General features: G+C 71.1%; 20 protein-coding genes and 1 pseudogene. 20 read left to right on the top strand and 1 reads right to left on the bottom strand.

All coding sequences use genetic code 11. The features are described from left to right. Positions 1-116: 116 nt before the first annotated feature. The 4 genes and pseudogenes from ACP7TJ_RS05875 (at position 117) to prcA (ending at position 2,266) form a co-directional block, all read left to right on the top strand. On the top strand, positions 117-335 hold the full coding sequence (locus ACP7TJ_RS05875; protein ID WP_427762358.1) for a ubiquitin-like protein Pup: 219 nt from the start codon (positions 117-119) through the stop codon (positions 333-335). 136 nt (positions 336-471) lie between these two features. Continuing rightward, a pseudogene (locus ACP7TJ_RS05870) lies at positions 472-666 on the top strand (endonuclease domain-containing protein); the annotation flags it as partial. Further along, positions 618-1,463, top strand: coding sequence for a proteasome subunit beta (prcB, locus tag ACP7TJ_RS05865; RefSeq protein WP_093765793.1), 846 nt, complete (start codon positions 618-620; stop codon positions 1,461-1,463). The pseudogene ACP7TJ_RS05870 and the gene prcB, both read left to right, overlap by 49 nt. A gap of 44 nt (positions 1,464-1,507) precedes the next feature. Next, positions 1,508-2,266 carry a proteasome subunit alpha gene (prcA, locus tag ACP7TJ_RS05860; RefSeq protein ID WP_167742559.1) on the top strand — a complete coding sequence of 253 codons (759 nt, stop codon included), beginning with the start codon at positions 1,508-1,510 and terminating at the stop codon, positions 2,264-2,266. Positions 2,267-2,691: 425 nt separating this feature from the next. Here prcA and ACP7TJ_RS05855 read toward each other — a convergent pair whose 3' ends face one another. Further along, entirely contained in the window at positions 2,692-3,693 is a 1,002-nt protein-coding gene (locus tag ACP7TJ_RS05855) for a LacI family DNA-binding transcriptional regulator (RefSeq protein WP_427762355.1), read from the bottom strand. A gap of 88 nt (positions 3,694-3,781) precedes the next feature. Here ACP7TJ_RS05855 and ACP7TJ_RS05850 point away from each other — a divergent pair, with 88 nt between their 5' ends. The 16 genes from ACP7TJ_RS05850 to ACP7TJ_RS05775 all read left to right on the top strand — a co-directional run bounded on the left by ACP7TJ_RS05850 (position 3,782) and on the right by ACP7TJ_RS05775 (position 19,357). Beyond that, a complete protein-coding gene (locus ACP7TJ_RS05850; protein WP_427762353.1) occupies positions 3,782-5,041 on the top strand; it encodes an MFS transporter in 1,260 nt (419 codons plus the stop codon). 9 nt (positions 5,042-5,050) lie between these two features. After that, on the top strand, positions 5,051-6,412 hold the full coding sequence (pafA, locus tag ACP7TJ_RS05845) for a Pup--protein ligase (RefSeq protein WP_006132297.1): 1,362 nt from the start codon (positions 5,051-5,053) through the stop codon (positions 6,410-6,412). 138 nt (positions 6,413-6,550) lie between these two features. Then, positions 6,551-7,552 carry an FKBP-type peptidyl-prolyl cis-trans isomerase gene (locus tag ACP7TJ_RS05840; RefSeq protein ID WP_093765797.1) on the top strand — a complete coding sequence of 334 codons (1,002 nt, stop codon included), beginning with the start codon at positions 6,551-6,553 and terminating at the stop codon, positions 7,550-7,552. 63 nt (positions 7,553-7,615) lie between these two features. Further along, the gene (locus ACP7TJ_RS05835; protein ID WP_093765798.1) at positions 7,616-7,987 is read left to right on the top strand and encodes an FKBP-type peptidyl-prolyl cis-trans isomerase; all 372 of its coding nucleotides are present in this window, start codon (positions 7,616-7,618) and stop codon (positions 7,985-7,987) included. Positions 7,988-8,110: 123 nt separating this feature from the next. Continuing rightward, on the top strand, positions 8,111-9,064 hold the full coding sequence (locus ACP7TJ_RS05830) for a helix-turn-helix transcriptional regulator (protein WP_093765799.1): 954 nt from the start codon (positions 8,111-8,113) through the stop codon (positions 9,062-9,064). Positions 9,065-9,082: 18 nt separating this feature from the next. Next, positions 9,083-10,078: a helix-turn-helix transcriptional regulator gene (locus ACP7TJ_RS05825; RefSeq protein WP_093765800.1), complete on the top strand. Its 996-nt coding sequence runs from the start codon at positions 9,083-9,085 to the stop codon at positions 10,076-10,078. A gap of 64 nt (positions 10,079-10,142) precedes the next feature. Next, complete coding sequence (locus tag ACP7TJ_RS05820) at positions 10,143-10,403, top strand: hypothetical protein (RefSeq protein WP_048460022.1); 261 nt, start codon at positions 10,143-10,145, stop codon at positions 10,401-10,403. A gap of 9 nt (positions 10,404-10,412) precedes the next feature. After that, positions 10,413-10,607: a hypothetical protein gene (locus ACP7TJ_RS05815; protein ID WP_093765801.1), complete on the top strand. Its 195-nt coding sequence runs from the start codon at positions 10,413-10,415 to the stop codon at positions 10,605-10,607. A 256-nt stretch (positions 10,608-10,863) separates the two neighbouring features. After that, positions 10,864-11,145: a Sec-independent protein translocase subunit TatA gene (gene tatA, locus ACP7TJ_RS05810; protein WP_024885165.1), complete on the top strand. Its 282-nt coding sequence runs from the start codon at positions 10,864-10,866 to the stop codon at positions 11,143-11,145. Positions 11,146-11,237: 92 nt separating this feature from the next. Then, entirely contained in the window at positions 11,238-12,107 is an 870-nt protein-coding gene (tatC, locus tag ACP7TJ_RS05805) for a twin-arginine translocase subunit TatC (protein ID WP_093765802.1), read from the top strand. 31 nt (positions 12,108-12,138) lie between these two features. Then, on the top strand, positions 12,139-13,029 hold the full coding sequence (locus ACP7TJ_RS05800; RefSeq protein ID WP_266395832.1) for a diacylglycerol kinase: 891 nt from the start codon (positions 12,139-12,141) through the stop codon (positions 13,027-13,029). Between the two features lie 36 nt (positions 13,030-13,065). Beyond that, the gene (locus ACP7TJ_RS05795) at positions 13,066-15,924 is read left to right on the top strand and encodes a DEAD/DEAH box helicase (RefSeq protein ID WP_167742565.1); all 2,859 of its coding nucleotides are present in this window, start codon (positions 13,066-13,068) and stop codon (positions 15,922-15,924) included. 410 nt (positions 15,925-16,334) lie between these two features. Then, positions 16,335-17,945, top strand: coding sequence for an ATP-binding protein (locus tag ACP7TJ_RS05790; protein WP_403436571.1), 1,611 nt, complete (start codon positions 16,335-16,337; stop codon positions 17,943-17,945). Continuing rightward, positions 17,942-18,349 carry a roadblock/LC7 domain-containing protein gene (locus ACP7TJ_RS05785; protein ID WP_006132309.1) on the top strand — a complete coding sequence of 136 codons (408 nt, stop codon included), beginning with the start codon at positions 17,942-17,944 and terminating at the stop codon, positions 18,347-18,349. The genes ACP7TJ_RS05790 and ACP7TJ_RS05785 overlap by 4 nt, the downstream gene beginning before the upstream one ends. Then, the gene (locus tag ACP7TJ_RS05780) at positions 18,346-18,756 is read left to right on the top strand and encodes a DUF742 domain-containing protein (RefSeq protein WP_093765806.1); all 411 of its coding nucleotides are present in this window, start codon (positions 18,346-18,348) and stop codon (positions 18,754-18,756) included. The genes ACP7TJ_RS05785 and ACP7TJ_RS05780 overlap by 4 nt, the downstream gene beginning before the upstream one ends. Next, complete coding sequence (locus tag ACP7TJ_RS05775; protein WP_093765807.1) at positions 18,737-19,357, top strand: GTP-binding protein; 621 nt, start codon at positions 18,737-18,739, stop codon at positions 19,355-19,357. The genes ACP7TJ_RS05780 and ACP7TJ_RS05775 overlap by 20 nt, the downstream gene beginning before the upstream one ends. Position 19,358: the final 1 nt, after the last annotated feature.

The raw sequence follows: 19,358 nt of genomic DNA, 5'->3' as shown, positions 1-19,358 counted from the left end.
ATCATCGAGGTGGTCCCCGTACGTTGGAGCAACTGCGGGGGCATTGTCGGACCCGGCTTGTAGGGTCTGATCTTGACCGAGCAACTGTGTCGGGCGAACCGAGCGGGGTGAGGGTGATGGCGACCAGGGACACCGGCGGCGGACAGCAGAAGGCCACGCGGTCCACCGAGGAGGTCGAGGAGCAGGCGGCAGAGGCGCAGGCTTCGGAGGACCTCAAGGAGCGTCACGAGAAGCTCAGCGACGACGTGGACGACGTCCTGGACGAGATCGACGACGTGCTCGAGGCCAATGCCGAGGACTTCGTGCGGTCCTTCGTGCAGAAGGGCGGCGAGTAGCCTCACCGGCTTCGCCGGTTCGGCAGTCACCGCGGTCAGCGGTGAACGGTACGGAGAGGGCGCTGTCCGCGGCCGGTCCTGTGACCGGCCGCGGGCGGCGTCCGCCCGGCTCCGAGGCGTGCGGCGGGCCGTTCCAGAAGCTGGTGCCGGAAATGTGGATCATTGCTGTGGGGCGGGTAGGGTCCGTGGCGTAATGTGCTTCAACTGCAATTCGGCCATCGGCAAGTTGGGAGATGATCCCGACGCTGTTCGTCGGGCAGCTGCCTACCTGGAAGGAACTTCGTGGAAGCCAATACTTCTGGCACCGGGCGTCTGCCGGCTGCCTTCCTGACGCCGGGCTCCTCCTCCTTCATGGACTTCCTCTCCGAGCACCAGCCGGAGCTGCTGCCGGGCAGGAGGACGTTGCCGCCCGTGCAGGGCGTGATCGAGGCGCCGCACGGCACGACCATCGTGGCCGTCACTTTCCCCGGCGGTGTGGTCCTCGCCGGTGACCGGCGGGCCACCATGGGGAACGTGATCGCGCAGCGGGACATCGAGAAGGTGTTCCCGGCCGACGAGTACTCGGCGGTCGGCATCGCCGGCACGGCGGGTCTGGCCGTGGAGATGGTCAAGCTGTTCCAGCTCGAGCTCGAGCACTTCGAGAAGGTCGAGGGCGCGCAGCTGTCGCTGGAGGGCAAGGCGAACCGGCTGTCGACGATGATCCGCTCGAACCTGGGCATGGCCATGCAGGGCCTGGCGGTGGTGCCCCTGTTCGCCGGGTACGACGTGGACCGGGAGAAGGGGCGCATCTTCTCCTACGACGTCACCGGCGGGCGGTCCGAGGAGCACGGGTTCGCCGCGACCGGGTCCGGGTCGATCTTCGCGCGCGGTGCGATGAAGAAGCTGTTCCGTGAGGATCTGAGCGAGGCCGAGGCCACCACGCTGGTGGTGCAGGCGCTGTACGACGCGGCAGACGACGACTCGGCGACCGGTGGTCCCGATGTCGCCCGCCGGATCTATCCGATCGTCACCGTGATCACCGAGGACGGCTACCGCCGGCTCTCCGAGGACGAGTCGTCCGACATCGCCCGGTCCGTGCTGGAGCGCAGGCTGGAGCAGCCGGACGGCCCGCGGGCCTCGTTGCTGTAGTTCAGGGTGGTCCAGTGACTTCGACAGAAAGGGACGGGTAACCGGTGTCGACGCCGTTCTATGTCTCACCTCAGCAGGCGATGGCGGACCGGGCGGAGTACGCCCGCAAGGGCATCGCCCGTGGCCGCAGCCTGGTCGTGCTGCAGTACGCCGACGGGATCGTGTTCGTCGGTGAGAACCCGTCCCGTGCGCTGCACAAGTTCAGCGAGATCTACGACCGGATCGGGTTCGCCGCGGCCGGCAAGTACAACGAGTACGAGAATCTGCGGATCGGTGGGGTGCGGTACGCCGATCTGCGGGGTTACACCTACGACCGCGGTGACGTCACCGCGCGGGGTCTGGCGAACGTGTACGCGCAGACGCTCGGCACGATCTTCTCCAGCGTGGGGGAGAAGCCGTACGAGGTGGAGCTGGTGGTGGCCGAGGTCGGGGAGACCCCGGAGCAGGACCAGATCTACCGGCTGCCGCACGACGGGTCGATCGTGGACGAGCACGGCTCGGTGGCGGTGGGGGGTAACGCGGAGCAGATCAGCGGGTACCTCGACCAGCGGCACCGGGACGGGATGACGCTGGCGGAGGCGTTGAAGCTGGCGGTCCAGGCGTTGTCGCGGGACACGAACGGCAGCGAGCGGGAGATTCCCGCGGAGCGGCTGGAGGTGGCGGTGCTGGACCGGACGCGGCCGCAGAAGCGGAAGTTCAAGCGGATCGAGGGGCGACAGCTGGTTCGCCTCCTGGAGGCGGCGGGCGGCTCGGGCGGCTCGGGCGGCTCGGACAAGACGGAGTCCGGCGGGGACGTGGAGTAACCGCCGGTGGGGGCTGGGGGCTGACGCCTGCGGCGCAGTGTCCTGTCCGGTGGGGGTTGAGGTGGCGCCTGGGGTGGGGTGGTGGTGCGGGGCCGCGGTGGGGGTGGTCGTCCTCGGTCTGGCGCGAGAGTGCGTGCTGGAGAGGTTCAGGGCGTGGACGCGCCAGCCGCTGCGGGCGCCCACCCCCACCCCGTCCCCTCCCCGCCGCGGGCGGCTGCACGGCCCCGGTGGCGGGCGCCGCCCCGGCCACCCGCCGGCCCGCGGCCGGGCGGCGGGCGCAAGCTGCCGCCAACCGCGGGCATTCGTGCCTCCCCCAGTGCCTTAAGGGCCTGGGAGGTACCCCCAGGGCGGCACGGGTGGGCGCGGCGGCACCCCGTAAGCCCCGGGCTGCGCCGACACCCCCGGCCCGCACTCACGCCCCCTGCTCACGGGACCCGGGTCGTCGAACCCCGTACCTCCAGGTGGACCGGGATGCCCGTCCCGGAGGGCTGTTCGCCGTTCAGGACGGCGAACAGAGCCTGCATGCCCCGTTCGCCGAAGAGTTCCGCGTCCAGGCGGACGGTCGTCAGTTCCGGGTCGATCGCCGTCGCCAGGGCCAAGTCGTCCATCCCCGTGACCGAAAGGTCCGCCGGGACGCGCAGTCCCAGGCGGCGGGCAGCTTTGTAGGTGCCGGCGGCGAGCTGGTCGTCGTCGCACACGACCGCCGTCACCCGGTCCCCCGAGGTCAGCGCGGCCTCCGCGGCGGCCTCCGCCCCCTTGATGGAGATCGGCGAGCGCACCGTGCGCAGCGACGCGCCCGGGACGCGGCGGAGCCGCGCCTCCAGCTCCCGCGCCCGGACCTCGAAGGTCCAGGACGGTACGTCCGCCCCTAGGTGCAGGAAGTGGCGGTGGCCCAGCCCGAGAAGGTGCTCGGCCACTTGGCGGACGCCGTCCGCGATGTCCAGGTTCACCGTGACCCCGTCGGCAGCGGGGTCGCTGTCCAGCATGACCAGGGGCAGCTGGTCGCCGCGGATCGCGGAGAGCGCCTCCGCCGCCATCGAGGACGCGATGACGCCGTCCAGGGCGGCCTGCGCGGACGCGAACGGGTCGCGGGCCGGGCCGATGCCCTCCGGGGAGGGGTAGAGCACCACCCCGAAGCCGTGACGGGACGCCACGCGGGCCGCGCCTGTGTACACGCCCGCGAAGAACTCCGTGGTCAGGGCCGGCACGACCAGGAGGACCGTACGCGTGCGTCCCAGCCGGAGGTTGCGGGCCGCGAGGTTGGGGCGGTAGCCCAGCGTGCGGGCGGCCTCGCGGACGCGTTCCGCCGTGGCCTCCGAGACCCGGCCGCGCCACTTGTCGCCCAGCACCAGGGACACCGCGGCCTGGGAGACGCCTGCTTCCCGGGCGACGTCCCGGCTCGTGGGACGGGTCCTGGCTCTGGGCACCGGCGCTCCTTCGTCTGGACTGGTGAACCGCGGTCATGGTACGTATGGAGGACCTAGTTATACGTAACACGTTGGTGAGAGGGTCGGGATGGCGACGGGATACCTGGACATTCTCCGGGCGCGGCACGCCACCCGGCTGCTCGTGGGCACGCTGATCGGGCGGCTGCCCAACGCGACCGCTCCGATCGCGATCGTGCTGTTCGTACGGGCGGAAGGCGGGTCGTACAGCCTGGCCGGCGTGCTCGCCGCGGTCTACGGTCTGTCCAACGCCGTGGGGCAGCCGGTGCTGGGGCGGCTGGTCGATCTGAAGGGGCAGCCCCGGGTGCAGCTGCCGGCGGCCCTGTTGTCGGCGCTGGCGATGGCCGTGTTCGCCTTCACGGGGACCGGGTCGCTGGTCGTGGCGTACGGCGCCGTCGCCCTGGCGGGGCTGTTCGCGCCGCCGCTGGAGGGCGGGCTGCGGGCGTTGTGGTCCTCGGTGCTGCCCAAGGAGGAGCACGTGCACCGGGCGTACGCCCTCGACGCCGTGGCCCAGGAGGTGATGTTCGCCGTCGGGCCGCTGCTCGTGACGGTGTGCACCTCCCTGTGGTCGGCCCAGGCCGCGCTGCTCGTGCTGAACGTCATCGGAGTGCTCGGGGCGCTGTCCGTGGTCGTCTCGCCGCCCTCGCGGGCCTGGCGGTCCGCGCCGCGTGAGGCGCACTGGCTGGGGGCGCTGCGCTCGCCCGGCCTCATCGCGCTGCTCGGGGCCTTCCTGGCCGTCGGCATGGCGCTGGGGTCCATCACGGTGGCCGCCGTGACGTACGCCGACGACCACGGCGGCGACGCCGTCTACGGCTGGCTGATGGCCGGGATCGGGCTGGGCGCGCTGGTCGGCGGCATCGCGTACGGGGCGCGGCAGTGGGCCGGGGAGCCCGCGCGGCGGCTCCAGGTGATCGTGGCGCTGCTGGCCGTGTTCTACCTGCCGCTGATGCTGATGCCGGGGCCGGTGGCCATGACGCTGCTCACCGTGGTCGCCGGGGTGTTCCTGGCCCCGGCGATCGCGTGCGCGTTCGTGCTGGTGGACCGGCACGCGCCGCGCGGGACGGTCACCGAGGCGTTCTCCTGGCTGGTGACCACCTTCACCGTCGGCGCGTCGCTCGGCACCGGAGTGACCGGGCCCGTGGTCGAGGCGGGAGGGGCGCTGTGGGGATTCGCCGTACCGGGCGCCGCGGGAGGCGTGTCGCTGCTGGTTTTGACCGCCACCGGACGGGTATTGGCGGTTCCGGCGAGGACGGCGGTTGTCGCGGCCGGATCGGAAAATGATCCGAACCGTGCCGTCGAACCCCGTTTCAGCTCGAAGGATCGGGCGTAATGTTCCCTCATGGACCGCCGCATTTTCGGGCTGGAGAACGAGTACGGCGTCACGTGCACGTTCAGGGGACAGCGCCGCCTGTCGCCTGACGAGGTGGCGCGGTACCTCTTCCGGCGTGTCGTGTCATGGGGCCGAAGCAGCAATGTCTTTCTGCGGAACGGCGCCCGCCTCTATCTCGACGTGGGGTCACATCCGGAATACGCAACGCCGGAATGTGACAACGTGACCGAACTGGTCACCCACGACAAGGCCGGCGAGCGCATTCTCGAAGGACTCCTGGTGGACGCCGAACGACGCCTGCACGAGGAGGGAATCGCGGGCGACGTCTACCTCTTCAAGAACAACACCGACTCGGCGGGCAACTCCTACGGATGCCACGAGAACTACCTCGTGGCCCGGCACGGGGAGTTCTCCCGGCTCGCGGACATCCTCATCCCGTTCCTGGTGACGAGGCAGCTGCTGTGCGGGGCCGGCAAGGTGCTGCAGACGCCGCGCGGCGCCGTCTACTGCGTCAGCCAGCGCGCCGAGCACATCTGGGAGGGCGTCTCCTCGGCGACGACCCGCTCCCGGCCGATCATCAACACGCGCGACGAGCCGCACGCCGACGCCGAGCGCTACCGCCGGCTGCACGTCATCGTCGGCGACTCGAACATGTCCGAGACGACCATGCTGCTCAAGGTCGGCGCCACCGACCTGGTGCTGCGCATGATCGAGGCGGGCACCGTCATGCGCGACCTCACCCTGGAGAACCCGATCCGGGCGATCCGCGAGGTCAGCCACGACATCACCGGGCGCAGGAAGGTGCGTCTGGCCAGCGGCCGGGAGGCGTCCGCGCTGGAGGTGCAGCGCGAGTACTACGAGAAGGCGCTGGACTTCTGCGAGCGCCGCGGCATCCGCACCGGCACCGTCGACCAGGTGCTGGAGCTGTGGGGCCGCACGCTGGACGCGATCGAGTCCGAGGACCTCGACCGCATCGGCACCGAGATCGACTGGGTCATGAAGTACAAGCTGCTCGAGCGCTACCGCGCCAAGCACAACATGACCATGTCGCACCCGCGGGTCGCGCAGATAGACCTCGCGTACCACGACATCCACCGCCGTCGTGGCCTGTACTACCTGCTCGAGAAGAAGGGACAAGCCGCCCGGATCTGCAACGACCTGAAGATCTTCGAGGGCAAGTCCGTGCCGCCGCAGACCACTCGGGCCCGGCTGCGCGGTGACTTCATCCGGCGCGCCCAGGAGCAGCGGCGGGACTTCACCGTCGACTGGGTGCACCTCAAGCTCAACGACCAGGCGCAGCGCACCGTGTTGTGCAAGGACCCGTTCCGTTCGGTGGACGAGCGGGTGGAGAAGCTGATCGCCGGCATGTGAGAGGACGTGCCCCCCGGGAGTTGACGAAACACCCGGAACGTCACACGGGCGCCGTACGTTACACCGTGCGGCGCCCTTCTCACGCCGTAGAGTTGCGCGGACGCCATCCACAAGATCGATGATTACGAGGCCCCCACCGTGCGCCGACGCTCACTTCTCATTGCCGTTCCCGCTGGACTGGCCACCCTCGCCGCGTGCGGCGACGACAAGTCCGATTCCGGCAAGGCCAGCGAGACGGCCTCGCCCTCCGAGCCCGAGACGTCGGCGGCGCCGTCCCCGAAGATCGTCGAGGGCCCGCTGCCGGCGATCACGGCCGGGACGAAGTTCGGGGAGAAGCCGACCGTCGCCAAGGGCAGCGGCGACCCCTCCAAGGACCTCGCGGTCAAGACGGTCATCGCGGGCGGCGGGCGCACGATCGCGGAGAACGACTTCATCGTCGCCCACTACCTGGGCCAGGTCTGGAGCACCGCCAAGGTGTTCGACAACTCCTACGACCGCAAGGAGCCCCTGGCCATCCAGCTCGCCCAGGGCACGATCATCGACGGCTGGCGCTACGGGCTCGTGGGGAAGAAGACCGGCAGCCGCGTCCAGATGGCGGTCCCGCCCACCTGGGGCTACGGCGAGCAGGGCAACGCGCAGGCGGGCATCAAGGGCACCGACACGCTGGTGTTCGTGGTCGACGTGCAGGACACGTTCAACGCCAAGAGCTCCGCCAAGGGCACCGACGTCGCCCAGGACAACATCGACCTGCCGAAGGTCGGCACCAACACCGATGGCAAGGCCCCCTCCATCGAGGTGCCCGACGCCCAGGCGCCGAAGAAGCTCGTGGCGAACTACGTCATCGAGGGCGACGGCGAGAAGGTCGGCGCCGAGGACAGCGTCCTGGTGCAGTACAAGGGCGTGCTGTGGGACGGCGGCAAGGAGTTCGACTCCACGTACGGCCGCGGCCAGCTGACGTCCTTCTCGCTCCAGCAGGTCGTCAAGGGCTGGGCGCAGGGCCTGACCGGCAAGAAGGTCGGCAGCCGCGTCCTCATCGTGATCCCGCCGGAGCTGGGCTACGGCGACAACCCGCCGCAGGGCAGCGGCATCCAGAAGGACTCCACGCTGGTCTTCTCCGTGGACATCCTCGCGAAGCTGTGACCCCCGCCGGGATGCAAGACTGTGCGTGTTCGCCTTTCCGCAGACAAGCAGGAGCATGAAGACGTGAGCATCGACAAGCCCGAGATCGACTTCCCGGGCGGCGAGCCCCCGGCGGACCTCGAGATCAAGGACATCTGGGAGGGCGACGGCGAGGTGGCGAAGGCGGGTGACACCGTCACCGTCCACTACGTGGGCGTCGCCTTCAGCACCGGCGAGGAGTTCGACGCCAGCTGGAACCGTGGCACCCCCTTCCGCTTCCCGCTCGGCGCGGGCCGGGTCATCAAGGGCTGGGACCAGGGCGTGCAGGGCATGAAGGTCGGCGGCCGCCGCCAGCTGACCATCCCGGCCCACCTCGCCTACGGCAACCAGAGCCCCACCCCGGCGATCCAGCCCGGTGAGACCCTGATCTTCGTGGTCGACCTGCTCGGCGTCTGATCCGACCGGAGTCGATCGCCGAGGGCCCATGCCTGTCCGGGCACGGGTCCTCGGCTTTTACCATGCCACCCCGGGGCGGTACGGTCATCGGTCGTAAGCACCATAGGGAGGCGAAGCGCGTCGATGGCCATTGCCAAGGCCGAGCGGCTGATGAATCTGGCGCTGTGTCTGCTCGGGACGCGGCGGCCGCTCACCAAGCGCGAACTGCGTGAGTCCATCGAGGCGTACCTCGAGGCGGGCTCCGACGACTCCTTCAACCGCATGTTCGAGCGCGACAAGGACGACCTGCGCGAACTCGGACTGGTCATCGAGACCGTCGAGAACCTCGAGGGCGAGACGGGCTACCTCGCCCGCCGCGACAGCAACCGGCTGCCGCCCATCACCCTGGACGCCGAGGAGGCCGCCGCCCTCGGGCTCGCCGCGAAGGTGTGGCAGCAGGCCCGGCTGGCCGGCGCGGCCTCCGGCGCCCTGCAGAAGCTGCGCGCGGCCGGACTCCCCGAGGACGTCGACCCGTACGGCGCGCACAGCGCGCTGGAGCCGCGCATCCCGGTGCACGAGGCCGCGTTCGAGCCGCTGATGCTGGCCTGCCGGGACCGCCGCCCCGTCGTCTTCGACTACCGCAAGGCCAACGCCGCCCAGCCCGAGCAGCGGCACGTCGAACCGTGGGCGCTGGAGTGCTGGCGCGGCCACTGGTACCTGGCCGGCTGGGACCGCGACCGCGGCGCCGAGCGGGTCTTCAGGCTCTCCCGGATCACGGGCAAGGTGCGCTCGCGCGCCGGCCGGTTCACCGTGCCGGCGCCGGACGTCGTCACCGTGCGGGAGACCGTGGCGAGCTGGGCCGGGGAGACCGCCGACCGGTCGGCGCGCATCCGGCTGCGCTCCGACGCCGGCTTCCCGCTCCGGGCCAAGGCCACCTCGGTCCGGGAACTCGGCGACGGCTGGGACGAGTTGGAGATCCCGTACGGGCACGGACTGGACGCCTGGCTGGTGGAGTTCGGACCGGACGTGGTGGTGCTGGAGCCCGAGGAACTGCGGGCCGACGTGGTGGACCGGCTGCGTGCCGTGGCCAAGGGCTGAGGGGGAGCGGACGACAACGTGGCAGGCAAACCGGTCAGGCCCGTGAACGCCATCGACCAGACCCGGCGGATGCTGTCCCTGGTGACGTATCTGCGCGAGCGGCCCGGCGCCCGTATCGAGGACGTGGCGCGCGCCTTCGGCATCACCGAGGACGAGCTGGTCTCCGACCTCGACGTGCTGCCCATGTGCGGCACCAGCTTCCGCGGCGGCGACCTGCTGGACATCGACACCGACGGCGAGCGCATCTGGTGGCACAACCCGGCCGCCCTGGGCGCCGACGCCGCCGAGCCGCTGCGCCTGGCCGCCGACGAGGCCACCGCGCTGCTCGTCGCCGCCCGCGCCGTGGCCACGCTGCCGGGGCTGCGCGAGAGCGACCGTCAGGCGCTGCTGCGGGCCACCGCCAAGGTGGAGACCGCGGCCGGCGAGACGGCCGGCGCCAGCTCCCGGCTCTCGGTGACCTTCGAGTCCGAGGGCGGCGTCTTCGCGGACGTCGACCGGGCCATCGCCGAGCGCCGCCGGCTGTGGATCCGCTACTACTCGCCCGCCCGCGACGAGGTCACCGAGCGGGAGATCGACCCCATCCGCCTGGTCAGCGTCGGGCACACGTACGTCGAGGCGTGGTGCCGTCGCTCCGAGGCGCGCCGCACCTTCCGGCTGGACCGGGTCGCCGAGATCAAGATCCTGGACGAGCCCTCCGCGCCGCCCGAGGTGGAGCTGCGCGACCTGTCCGAGGGGCTGGTGCAGCCCTCCGCCGAGGACCCGGAGGTGGTCGTCGAGGTCGGTCCTGGCGGGCGCTGGGTCGCCGAGTACTACCCGCACGACAGCGCCGATGAGCTTCCCGACGGCGGGCTCCGTATCACCCTGCGCACCCCCGACCCGGCGTCGCTGAAGCGGCTGGCGCTGCGGCTCGGCCGCGACGGGCGCATCGTGGAGCCGCGGGAGCTGGCCGAGAGCGCCCGCCGGGCGGCGCGTGAGGCGCTGGCGGCGTACGACGGGGCCGTGACGGCGGGATGACCGGGCAGCACGACAGTCAGGAGCGAGGGCTTTGAGCGAGTCGGCGACCACAGGGACACGGGGCATGACGGCGGCGTCCGCGTTCTCCGGGATGAGGAACGTGGCCCCGGTGATGTTCCGGGCGGGCTGCCCGGACTGCCGGGAGCGCTTCGAACTCTCCGCGAGCGCGCTGCGGCTGGCCATCGGCGCCAGCAGCCGCACCACGTTCTACTCCTTCACCTGCCCCGAGTGCGGCGCCGCCGTCCGCAAGCCGGCGGGGGAGCGGATCGTCGAGCTGCTGACCGGCGGCGGGGTGCGTACGCTCCGGCTGCACTCGACCGTCTAGGCTCGACCCATGTTCTGGCCGATGTTCGCCGTGGCCCTGGGGTTCCTGGGGCTGGCGGTGCTCGCAGTGCTCGCCGTCCGGGTCTTCGTCGAGGCGGAGCGCCTCGGCAGGCAGGTCGCGGACTCGGCCCGCCGCATCGGCCGCGCGGCCGAGGATCTGGAGCGCGCGGCCGCGAGCACGGCCCGCTCGGCGGAGGCCCTGTAGCCCCGCGGCGCCGCACCGGCGGGACCGTCGTCCGGACGGGCCGCCGTCGCCGCCCTGTCACCGGCCGGGGCCCGGCAGGTACGCTGCTGATCGCGGCCCGGAGAACGAGGCCCGGACCGCGGACGGGAGTACGCACAGGGATTGCCGCACGTTCACCCTTGGGCGTTACGATCGCTGTCTGTACCGTCCTTCGGACGCATGTCCGACCGGTCGGACAGCCCCCCACCCACCCGCCTCGGTGAGAAGGTAAAGACTTATGGGACGGCTCGGACCCACCGAGATCATTCTGATCCTCGTCGTCATCATCCTGCTGTTCGGTGCGAAGAAGCTTCCCGACATGGCGCGGTCGCTCGGCAAGTCCGCCCGCATCCTGAAGAGCGAGGCGAAGGCGATGAAGGAGGACAACAAGTCCTCCGCTCCGGCCGACCCGCCGGCCACCGGCGAGCAGCCCCCGGCGCAGCGCACCATCCAGGCCGCCCCCGGCGACGTGACCAGCTCCCGCCCGGTCACCGAGCCGACGGACACGACCAAGCGCTGACGCAGGGCCGGTGACGTCCGGCCCGCCGCACGAGATGGGAACGTGGGTTGCTCAAGTCTGCCCGCACACAGCAGAGGGATCCCGAGGGGCGCATGCCTCTGGTGGAACACCTGCGTGAGCTGCGGAACCGCCTGGCCAAGGCCGTGCTCGCGATCGTCGTGGTGTCGGTCGTCGCCGCGTTCTACAGCGAACAGCTCATGCAGTTCCTGGCCGATCCGGTGCCCAAGTGCGACGACCTGACGAACAGCGACGGCGGCAACTGCGCCATCGTGTCGTTCAACACACTGACGTCGCCGTTCACCACGACGATCAAGGTGAGCCTCATGGCGGGCCTGGTCGTCTCCAGCCCGGTCTGGCTCTACCAGCTGTGGGCCTTCGTCGCCCCCGGTCTGCACCGGCACGAGAAGAAGTACACCTACGTCTTCACCGCGGCCGCCGTGCCGCTGTTCGCCGGCGGCGCCCTCCTCTCGTACGTCATCCTCCCGGTCAGCATCAAGGTGCTGCTCAGTCTCACGCCCGGGGGATCGGCGAACATCCTGTCGCTCGACGAGGTCCTCGACTTCACCATCCGCATGGTGCTGGTCTTCGGCCTGGCCTTCGAGCTGCCGCTGCTGCTGATCATGCTGAACATGGTGGGCATCGTGTCCGGCCGCCGGATGGCGGGCTGGTGGCGCGGTGTCGTCATGGGCGTCTTCGTCTTCGGCGCGGTGGCCACGCCCACCACCGACCCGGTGGGCATGCTGGCGCTGTCCGGGCCGATCGTCGTCCTGTACTTCGTCGCCGTGGGCTTCTCCCTGCTGAACGACAGACGGCGCGCCCGCAAGGAGGCCGAGGGCCCCGCGGACGACGAGGCCTCGGAGCTCGATCACATCCCCGAAGCCGTCGCACCGGCCGAACCGGTCACCACACTGCCCGAGCAGACCTCCCGGGACCGCGTCAACGGTTATGACGACGTGACCTGAGGACGGTCCGGCACCTCGTAGGGTCACTCCCGTGACCAGCGAGATCACCCTCTTCGTGAACCCCACCGCGGGCGGCGGCCGGGGCGCCCGCGCGGCGCGGTCGGCCGCCTCCGCGCTGCGCGACGCCGGCTTCCACGTCACCACCGTGACGGGCGACGGCCCCGGGGACGCGCTGTCCCGGGCGCGTACCGCCGTCGAGGAGGGCACGGGGGCCCTGATCGCCGTCGGCGGCGACGGCATGGCCAACCTCGCCCTGCAGGCCGTCGTCGGCACCGGCACCCCCTTCGGCCTGGTGGCCGCCGGTACCGGCAACGACTTCGCCCGGGCGCTCGGCATGCCCCTGGGCGAACCCGCCACGTCCGGCCGGATGATCGCCGACGCACTCAAGAGCGGGCGCTCCCGTGACATCGACCTCGGGCGGATCGGCGACCGCTGGTTCGGCGCCGTGCTCGCCTCCGGCTTCGACTCCCGGGTCAACGACCGGGGCAACCGGATGCGCGCCCCGCTCGGCCGCTTCAAGTACGACCTGGCGATGGTCGCCGAGCTGGCCGCCTTCCGGCCGCTGCCGTACCGGATCACCCTGGACGGCGGGGAGGTCCGCGAGGTCGAGGCGACGCTCGTGGCCGTGGGGAACGGGCCGTCGTACGGCGGGGGCATGCGGATATGCCCGGGAGCCGACCTCACCGACGGGCTGTTCGACATCACGGTGGTCGGCGAGTGCAGCCGGGCCACGCTGCTGCGGGTGTTCCCGCGGGTCTACCGGGGGACGCACGTGGACCACCCGGTGGTGACCGTGCTGCGGGCGGCGAGCGTGGAACTGGTCGCCGAGGACGTCACCGGGTACGCGGACGGCGAGTACGTCGGGCCGCTGCCGCTGACCGCCCGCTGCGTGCCGGGGGCGGTCCGGGTCGTCGGCCCCTGAGCGGCGTCGCCGCACCTCACGCGGCCGATCCGGATAATGATCGTCACGTTGTCGGTGCGGCCCGGTACGCTCGAAAGCACGATGACAGAGGACCTCTCACCGGCCGAGCGGTACGCGGCAGCACGCAGGCGCGCTGCCGAGCAGGCCACCTCGCTCGCCTCCTTCCGCGAGATGTACGACTTCGGCCTCGACCCCTTCCAGGTGGAGGCCTGCCGGGCCCTGGAGGCCGGGAAGGGCGTGCTGGTCGCCGCCCCCACCGGATCCGGCAAGACGATCGTCGGCGAGTTCGCCGTCCACCTCGCCCTCCAGCAGGGCAAGAAGTGCTTCTACACGACGCCCATCAAGGCGCTGTCGAACCAGAAGTACGCCGACCTGTGCCGCCGGTACGGCACCGACAAGGTGGGCCTGCTCACCGGTGACAACAGCGTCAACTCCGACGCGCCCGTGGTCGTGATGACCACCGAGGTCCTGCGGAACATGCTGTACGCCGGGTCCCAGACCCTGCTCGGCCTGGGTTACGTGGTGATGGACGAGGTGCACTACCTGTCCGACCGCTTCCGGGGCGCCGTCTGGGAGGAAGTGATCATCCACCTTCCGGAGTCGGTGACGCTGGTCTCCCTGTCGGCGACCGTGTCCAACGCCGAGGAGTTCGGCGACTGGCTGGACACCGTCCGCGGGGACACCGAGGTGATCGTCTCCGAGCACCGGCCCGTGCCGCTGTTCCAGCACGTGCTGGCCGGCCGCCGGATGTACGACCTGTTCGAGGAGGGGGAGGGCCACAAGAAGGCCGTCAACCCCGACCTGACGCGTATGGCCCGGCTGGAGGCGAGCCGCCCGTCCTGGGGCGACCGCCGCCGGGGCCGCAACGGCATGCGGGAGGCGGACCGCGAGCGGGAGCGCAGACAGCGCTCGCGCGTGTGGACGCCGAGCCGGCCGGAGGTCATCGAGCGCCTAGACGCCGAGGGCCTGCTGCCCGCCATCACCTTCATCTTCAGCCGGGCCGCCTGCGAGGCCGCCGTGCAGCAGTGCCTGTACGCGGGCCTGCGGCTCAACGACGAGGAGGCGCGGATCCGGGTCCGCGACCTGGTCGAGGAGCGCACCGCCTCCATCCCGACGGAGGACCTGCACGTCCTCGGCTACTACGAGTGGCTGGAGGGCCTGGAGCGGGGCATAGCCGCCCACCACGCGGGCATGCTGCCGACCTTCAAGGAGGTCGTCGAGGAGCTGTTCGTGCGCGGTCTGGTGAAGGCCGTGTTCGCGACCGAGACCCTGGCGCTGGGCATCAACATGCCCGCGCGCTCGGTGGTGCTGGAGAAGCTGGTCAAGTGGAACGGCGAGCAGCACGCCGACATCACCCCCGGCGAGTTCACCCAGCTGACCGGCCGGGCGGGCCGCCGCGGCATCGACGTCGAGGGCCACGCCGTGGTGCTGTGGCAGCGCGGGATGAACCCCGACCACCTCGCGGGACTGGCCGGCACGCGCACGTATCCGCTGCGCTCCAGCTTCAAGCCGTCGTACAACATGGCGGTCAACCTGGTCGAGCAGTTCGGGCGGCACCGCTCGCGGGAGCTGCTGGAGACGTCGTTCGCGCAGTTCCAGGCGGACAAGTCGGTCGTCGGCATCTCGCGCCAGGTGCAGCGCAACGAGGAGGGCCTGGAGGGCTACAAGGCCTCGATGACCTGCCACCTCGGCGACTTCGAGGAGTACGCGCGGCTGCGCAGGGAGCTGAAGGACCGGGAGAACGAACTGGCCCGCCAGGGCCAGGTGCAGCGGCGCGCGGAGGCCGCCGTCGCGCTGGAGAAGCTCAAGCCCGGCGACGTCATCCACGTGCCCACCGGCAAGTACGCCGGGCTGGCGCTGGTGCTCGACCCGGGGCTGCCCGCGGGCCGCACCAACGGCCACCGGGGCCTGGAGTACCACGACGGTCCGCGCCCGCTGGTGCTGACCGCCGAGCGGCAGGTGAAGCGGCTGGCGTCGATCGACTTCCCGGTGCCCGTGGAGGCGCTGGAGCGGATGCGGATCCCGAAGTCCTTCAACCCGCGCTCCCCGCAGTCCCGCCGGGACCTCGCCTCCGCGCTGCGCACCAAGGCCGGCCACATCGTGCCGGACCGGCACGGCAAGAAGCGCGCCCCGGCCGCCGACGACCGGGAGATCGCACGGCTGCGCAAGGCGCTGCGGGCGCACCCGTGCCACGGCTGCCAGGACCGCGAGGACCACGCCCGCTGGGCGGAGCGCTACCACCGGCTGCTGCGGGACACCTCGCAGCTGGAGCGGCGCATCGAGGGCCGGACGAACACCATCGCCCGCACCTTCGACCGGATCGTCGCGCTGCTGACGGAGATGGACTACCTGCGCGGCGACGAGGTCACCGAGCACGGCAGGCGGCTGGCCCGGCTGTACGGCGAACTCGACCTGCTGGCCAGCGAGTGTCTGCGCGAGCGGGTCTGGGAGGGCCTCGGCCCCGCCGAGCTCGCCGCGTGCGTCTCGGCGCTGGTGTACGAGTCGCGGGTCGCCGACGACGCGATGGCGCCCAAGCTGCCGTCGGGCAAGGCGAAGGCGGCGCTCGGCGAGATGGTCCGCATCTGGGGCCGGCTGGACGCGCTGGAGGAGGACTTCCGGATCAGCCAGACCGAGGGCGTGGGCCAGCGCGAGCCCGACCTCGGCTTCGCCTGGGCCGCCTACATGTGGGCCTCCGGCAAGGGCCTGGACGAGGTGCTGCGCGAGGCGGAGATGCCGGCCGGCGACTTCGTGCGCTGGTGCAAGCAGGTCATCGACGTGCTGGGGCAGATCGCCGCGGCGGCCCCGGTCGCCGAGGGCTCGACGGTCGCCAAGAACGCCCGCAAGGCCGTGGAGGGTCTGCTGCGCGGGGTGGTGGCCTACTCCTCCGTGGGCTGACCCCGCTCGACATTCTCTCCGGAAGCCCGGTGCGCCCCTCGCGCGCCGGGCTTCTGCCCTGTGCGCGCCCTCGTGCGGCCGCATCAACGGCCGCGTACGCGGGAAGGGATGAGGACGCCTCCGAGAGGCCGTGGACCGCCGTTCCGAAGGCCCGGTTCACCCGTGACGGTGAGTGGCCGTCGTACGTCTGTACGCCGTGACGTGCTGTGTTCGAACAGTTCCGGGCCGTGCAAATGGCTCCGAGCGTACTCCGCCCCCAGGGGCCGTTTCCGGCACTCGCTGAATATGACATGGCGATGATCCCGTCGGACTAAGCTCGCCCGCAGCGCATCGAGTTGAGATGAATTCGTGCGCCTGTTCCCTTATGTGCACGTTCCCGACCGTCAGTCGATACGCTTCAGAGGGCTCACATGGCGAGTGTCCATCTTCCTTACGCACGCGTGCTGTTGCTGCCGGCCATAGTGATGGCCGCGGCGACCGGAGCCGCCGTCGCCCTGGTGACGGAGCCCGCCCGGATCGCCGTCGGCGTCTGCGGCGCCGTGGCGACCCTGCTGGTGGCCTCCACCGCGACCGAGGCGGCGCGCCGCGGCCGCGTGCTGCGGGAGGCGCGGGCCGAACACGAGCGTCACCGTGCGTATCTGGAGGCGCGGATCGCCGCCCACGACACGGAGACCGAGTACTTCATCCAGAAGGTCTTCCCCGCCTGTCTGGACCACCTGCACGCCGGCAACGAGCCGGACGAGGTGATGCGCGACCTGCCGCGGCTCAACCCGTCCTGGCGGGACCTGCCCGGATACCAGCAGGTGCTGCTGCGCACGGTCCTCAAGATCATCGACGACGAGGAGAACCTGCGTGACTCCTCGCAGCGCTCCTTCGTCTCCATCGCCCGCCGCGTCCAGGCGATCGTCCACCAGCAGGCCAAGGAACTGCGGGAGATGGAGGAGGACCACGGCCGCAACCCCGAGGTCTTCGACGACCTGCTGCGCATCGACCACGGCACCGCGCTGATCGGCCGCCTCGCCGACTCCATCTCCGTCCTCGGCGGCGGCCGGCCCGGACGCCAGTGGCCCAAGCCGGTCGCGCTCTACAGCGTGCTGCGCGGCGCCATGTCCCGCATCCTCGAGTACCGCCGCATCGACCTGAAGTCGATCGCCAAGATCAACATCAAGGGCATCCACGTCGAGCCGGTCATCCACGCCGCCGCCGAACTCCTCGACAACGCCACCCGCTACTCGCCGCCCACCAGCAAGGTCAGCGTCACCGCCACCGAGGTGCAGACCGGCGTCGCCATCGAGATCGAGGACGCCGGCGTCAGCCTCGACGAGCAGGCCCGCGCCCGCATCGAGGGCATCCTCGACCGCGCCCAGCGCGGCGTCGACCTCCAGGAGATCGGCGCCAACCCGCGCCTCGGCCTCGCCGTCGTCGGCCGCCTGTGCACCCAGTTCAGCATGCAGGTGTCGCTGCGCGCCTCCGCCTACGGCGGCGTCCGCGCCGTCCTGGTCGTCCCCAGCGAGATGATCACCGACGAACCCGGCGTCGGCCTCGCCCACGGTATCGGCGCCACCGCCGTGCCCCGCCCCGTCGACGCCCTCCCCGGCCCGCAGCGCGCCCCCAAGAAGCGCCGCCCCACCAGCCCCCGCATCCCCGCCACGGCCGCCGTCGAGGACGACGTCCCCGAGGTCACCGAGTGGACCGCGGGCGGCCTCCCGCAGCGCCGCAGCCGCGTCAAGACCCCGCTCGCCCAGCGCTACGCCGAGCAGGCCGCCGCCGAGCGCGCCGAACGCGAGGCCAGGGAGCGCGGCGAGGAGTACCACGACATCTGGGCCGCGGCCGAGCCCGAGAAGAAGAAGCGACCCGACCGTGAACCCGGGCTGTGGGTCGACGCCTTCTGGGAGGGGCTGAAGAAGGACCTCGACCCGGACGTCCACCCCACCGACTTCACCCGGAACCCGACCGCCTACCTGCATCTCATCAATGAACCGGCCCGCACCGAGGCCGAGGACGAGGGGGACCTCAAGTGATCCAGCAACGAGCCAACTTCGACTGGATGCTCAAGGAGCTCGCCGACGGCGTACCCGGCGTCGAGATGATCGTGGTGCTCTCCGCCGACGGCCTGCGCATCGCCCGCTACGGAGGCGAGCCGGACGCCGCCGACCGGGTCGCGGCCGCCTGCGCCGGAGTGCAGAGCCTCGCCGCCGCCGTCGCGCAGGAACTCCCGCACGGCGACGGCGAGATGAAGATGGTGCTCATCGAGATCGACGAGGGCTACTTCTACCTGATGGCGGCCGGCGCCAACGCCTACCTCGCGGTGCTCTCCGACATGACCTGCGAACCCGGCCGCATGGGCGGCATGATGCGCGACCTCGTCGTCCGCATCGGCGCCCATCTGACCAGTCCGCCCCGACGGAACGGGCAGACCGTATGACTCCTCCCCAACGCCAGAGGCGCACTCCCGGGCAGGGCACCCCCGCACAGCCGGCCGCCCCGGCCCGGAAGGAGGGCGAGGGCGGCAACCCGGAGCGGCTGTACGTCGTGGCGGGACCGGACGGCGAGCGCGCCGACATCGACCTGGTCACGCTGATCGTGGCGCGTTCCCCCGACCTCCCGCCCTCCGCCACCCCCGAGCAGGCGGCGCTGCTCCGGCTCTGCGTCGCCCCCCTGTCCGTGGCCGAGTTGTCGGCCTATCTCAGTCTGCCGTTCAGCGTGGTGACCGTGCTGATCACCGAACTGCTGACGGCGGAACTGGTCCAGGCGCGCTCCCCGATCGTCCGCAAGGCGCTCCCGGACCGTTCCCTTCTCGAAGCGGTGATGCATGGACTTCAACGGCTCTGACACCATCCCGGGCCCACGCGCCGAGGACCAGCTGCCCCACACGGCGCAGTCCGCGGTGAAGATCGTGATCGTCGGCGGGTTCGGGGTCGGCAAGACCACGATGGTCGGCTCGGTCAGCGAGATCAAACCGCTGACCACCGAGGAGACCATGACGCAGGCCGGCATCGGGGTCGACGACAACTACGGCTCCGCGTCCAAGACGGCCACCACCGTCGCCATGGACTTCGGCCGCATCAGGATCACCGACGAGCTGGTGCTGTACCTGTTCGGCACGCCGGGCCAGGAACGCTTCTGGTTCCTGTGGAACGGCCTGTTCGAGGGCGCGCTCGGCGCGGTCGTGCTGGTCGACACCCGCCGTCTGGAGGTCAGTTTCGACGTCATGGGCCGCCTGGAGGAACGCGGCGTGCCCTTCGTCGTCGCGGTCAACTCCTTCCCGGACGCGCCCCGTTACCCCGTCGCCGACCTGCGGGCCGCGCTCGACCTGTCCGAGGTGATCCCCATCGTGGAGTGCGACGTGCGGCGCCGCGCCTCGAGCCGTGACGTGCTGATGACCCTGATGCGCTTCCTGCACTCGCTCGCCATGACGGGCTCGCTGACCTGAC

The sequence above is a fragment of the Streptomyces sp. DSM 41931 genome (assembly GCF_050271085.1).
GTDB lineage: Bacteria > Actinomycetota > Actinomycetes > Streptomycetales > Streptomycetaceae > Streptomyces > Streptomyces albogriseolus.
Note: the sequence above shows the minus strand (reverse complement) of the source record. Positions and strands in the feature narration are given on the sequence as shown.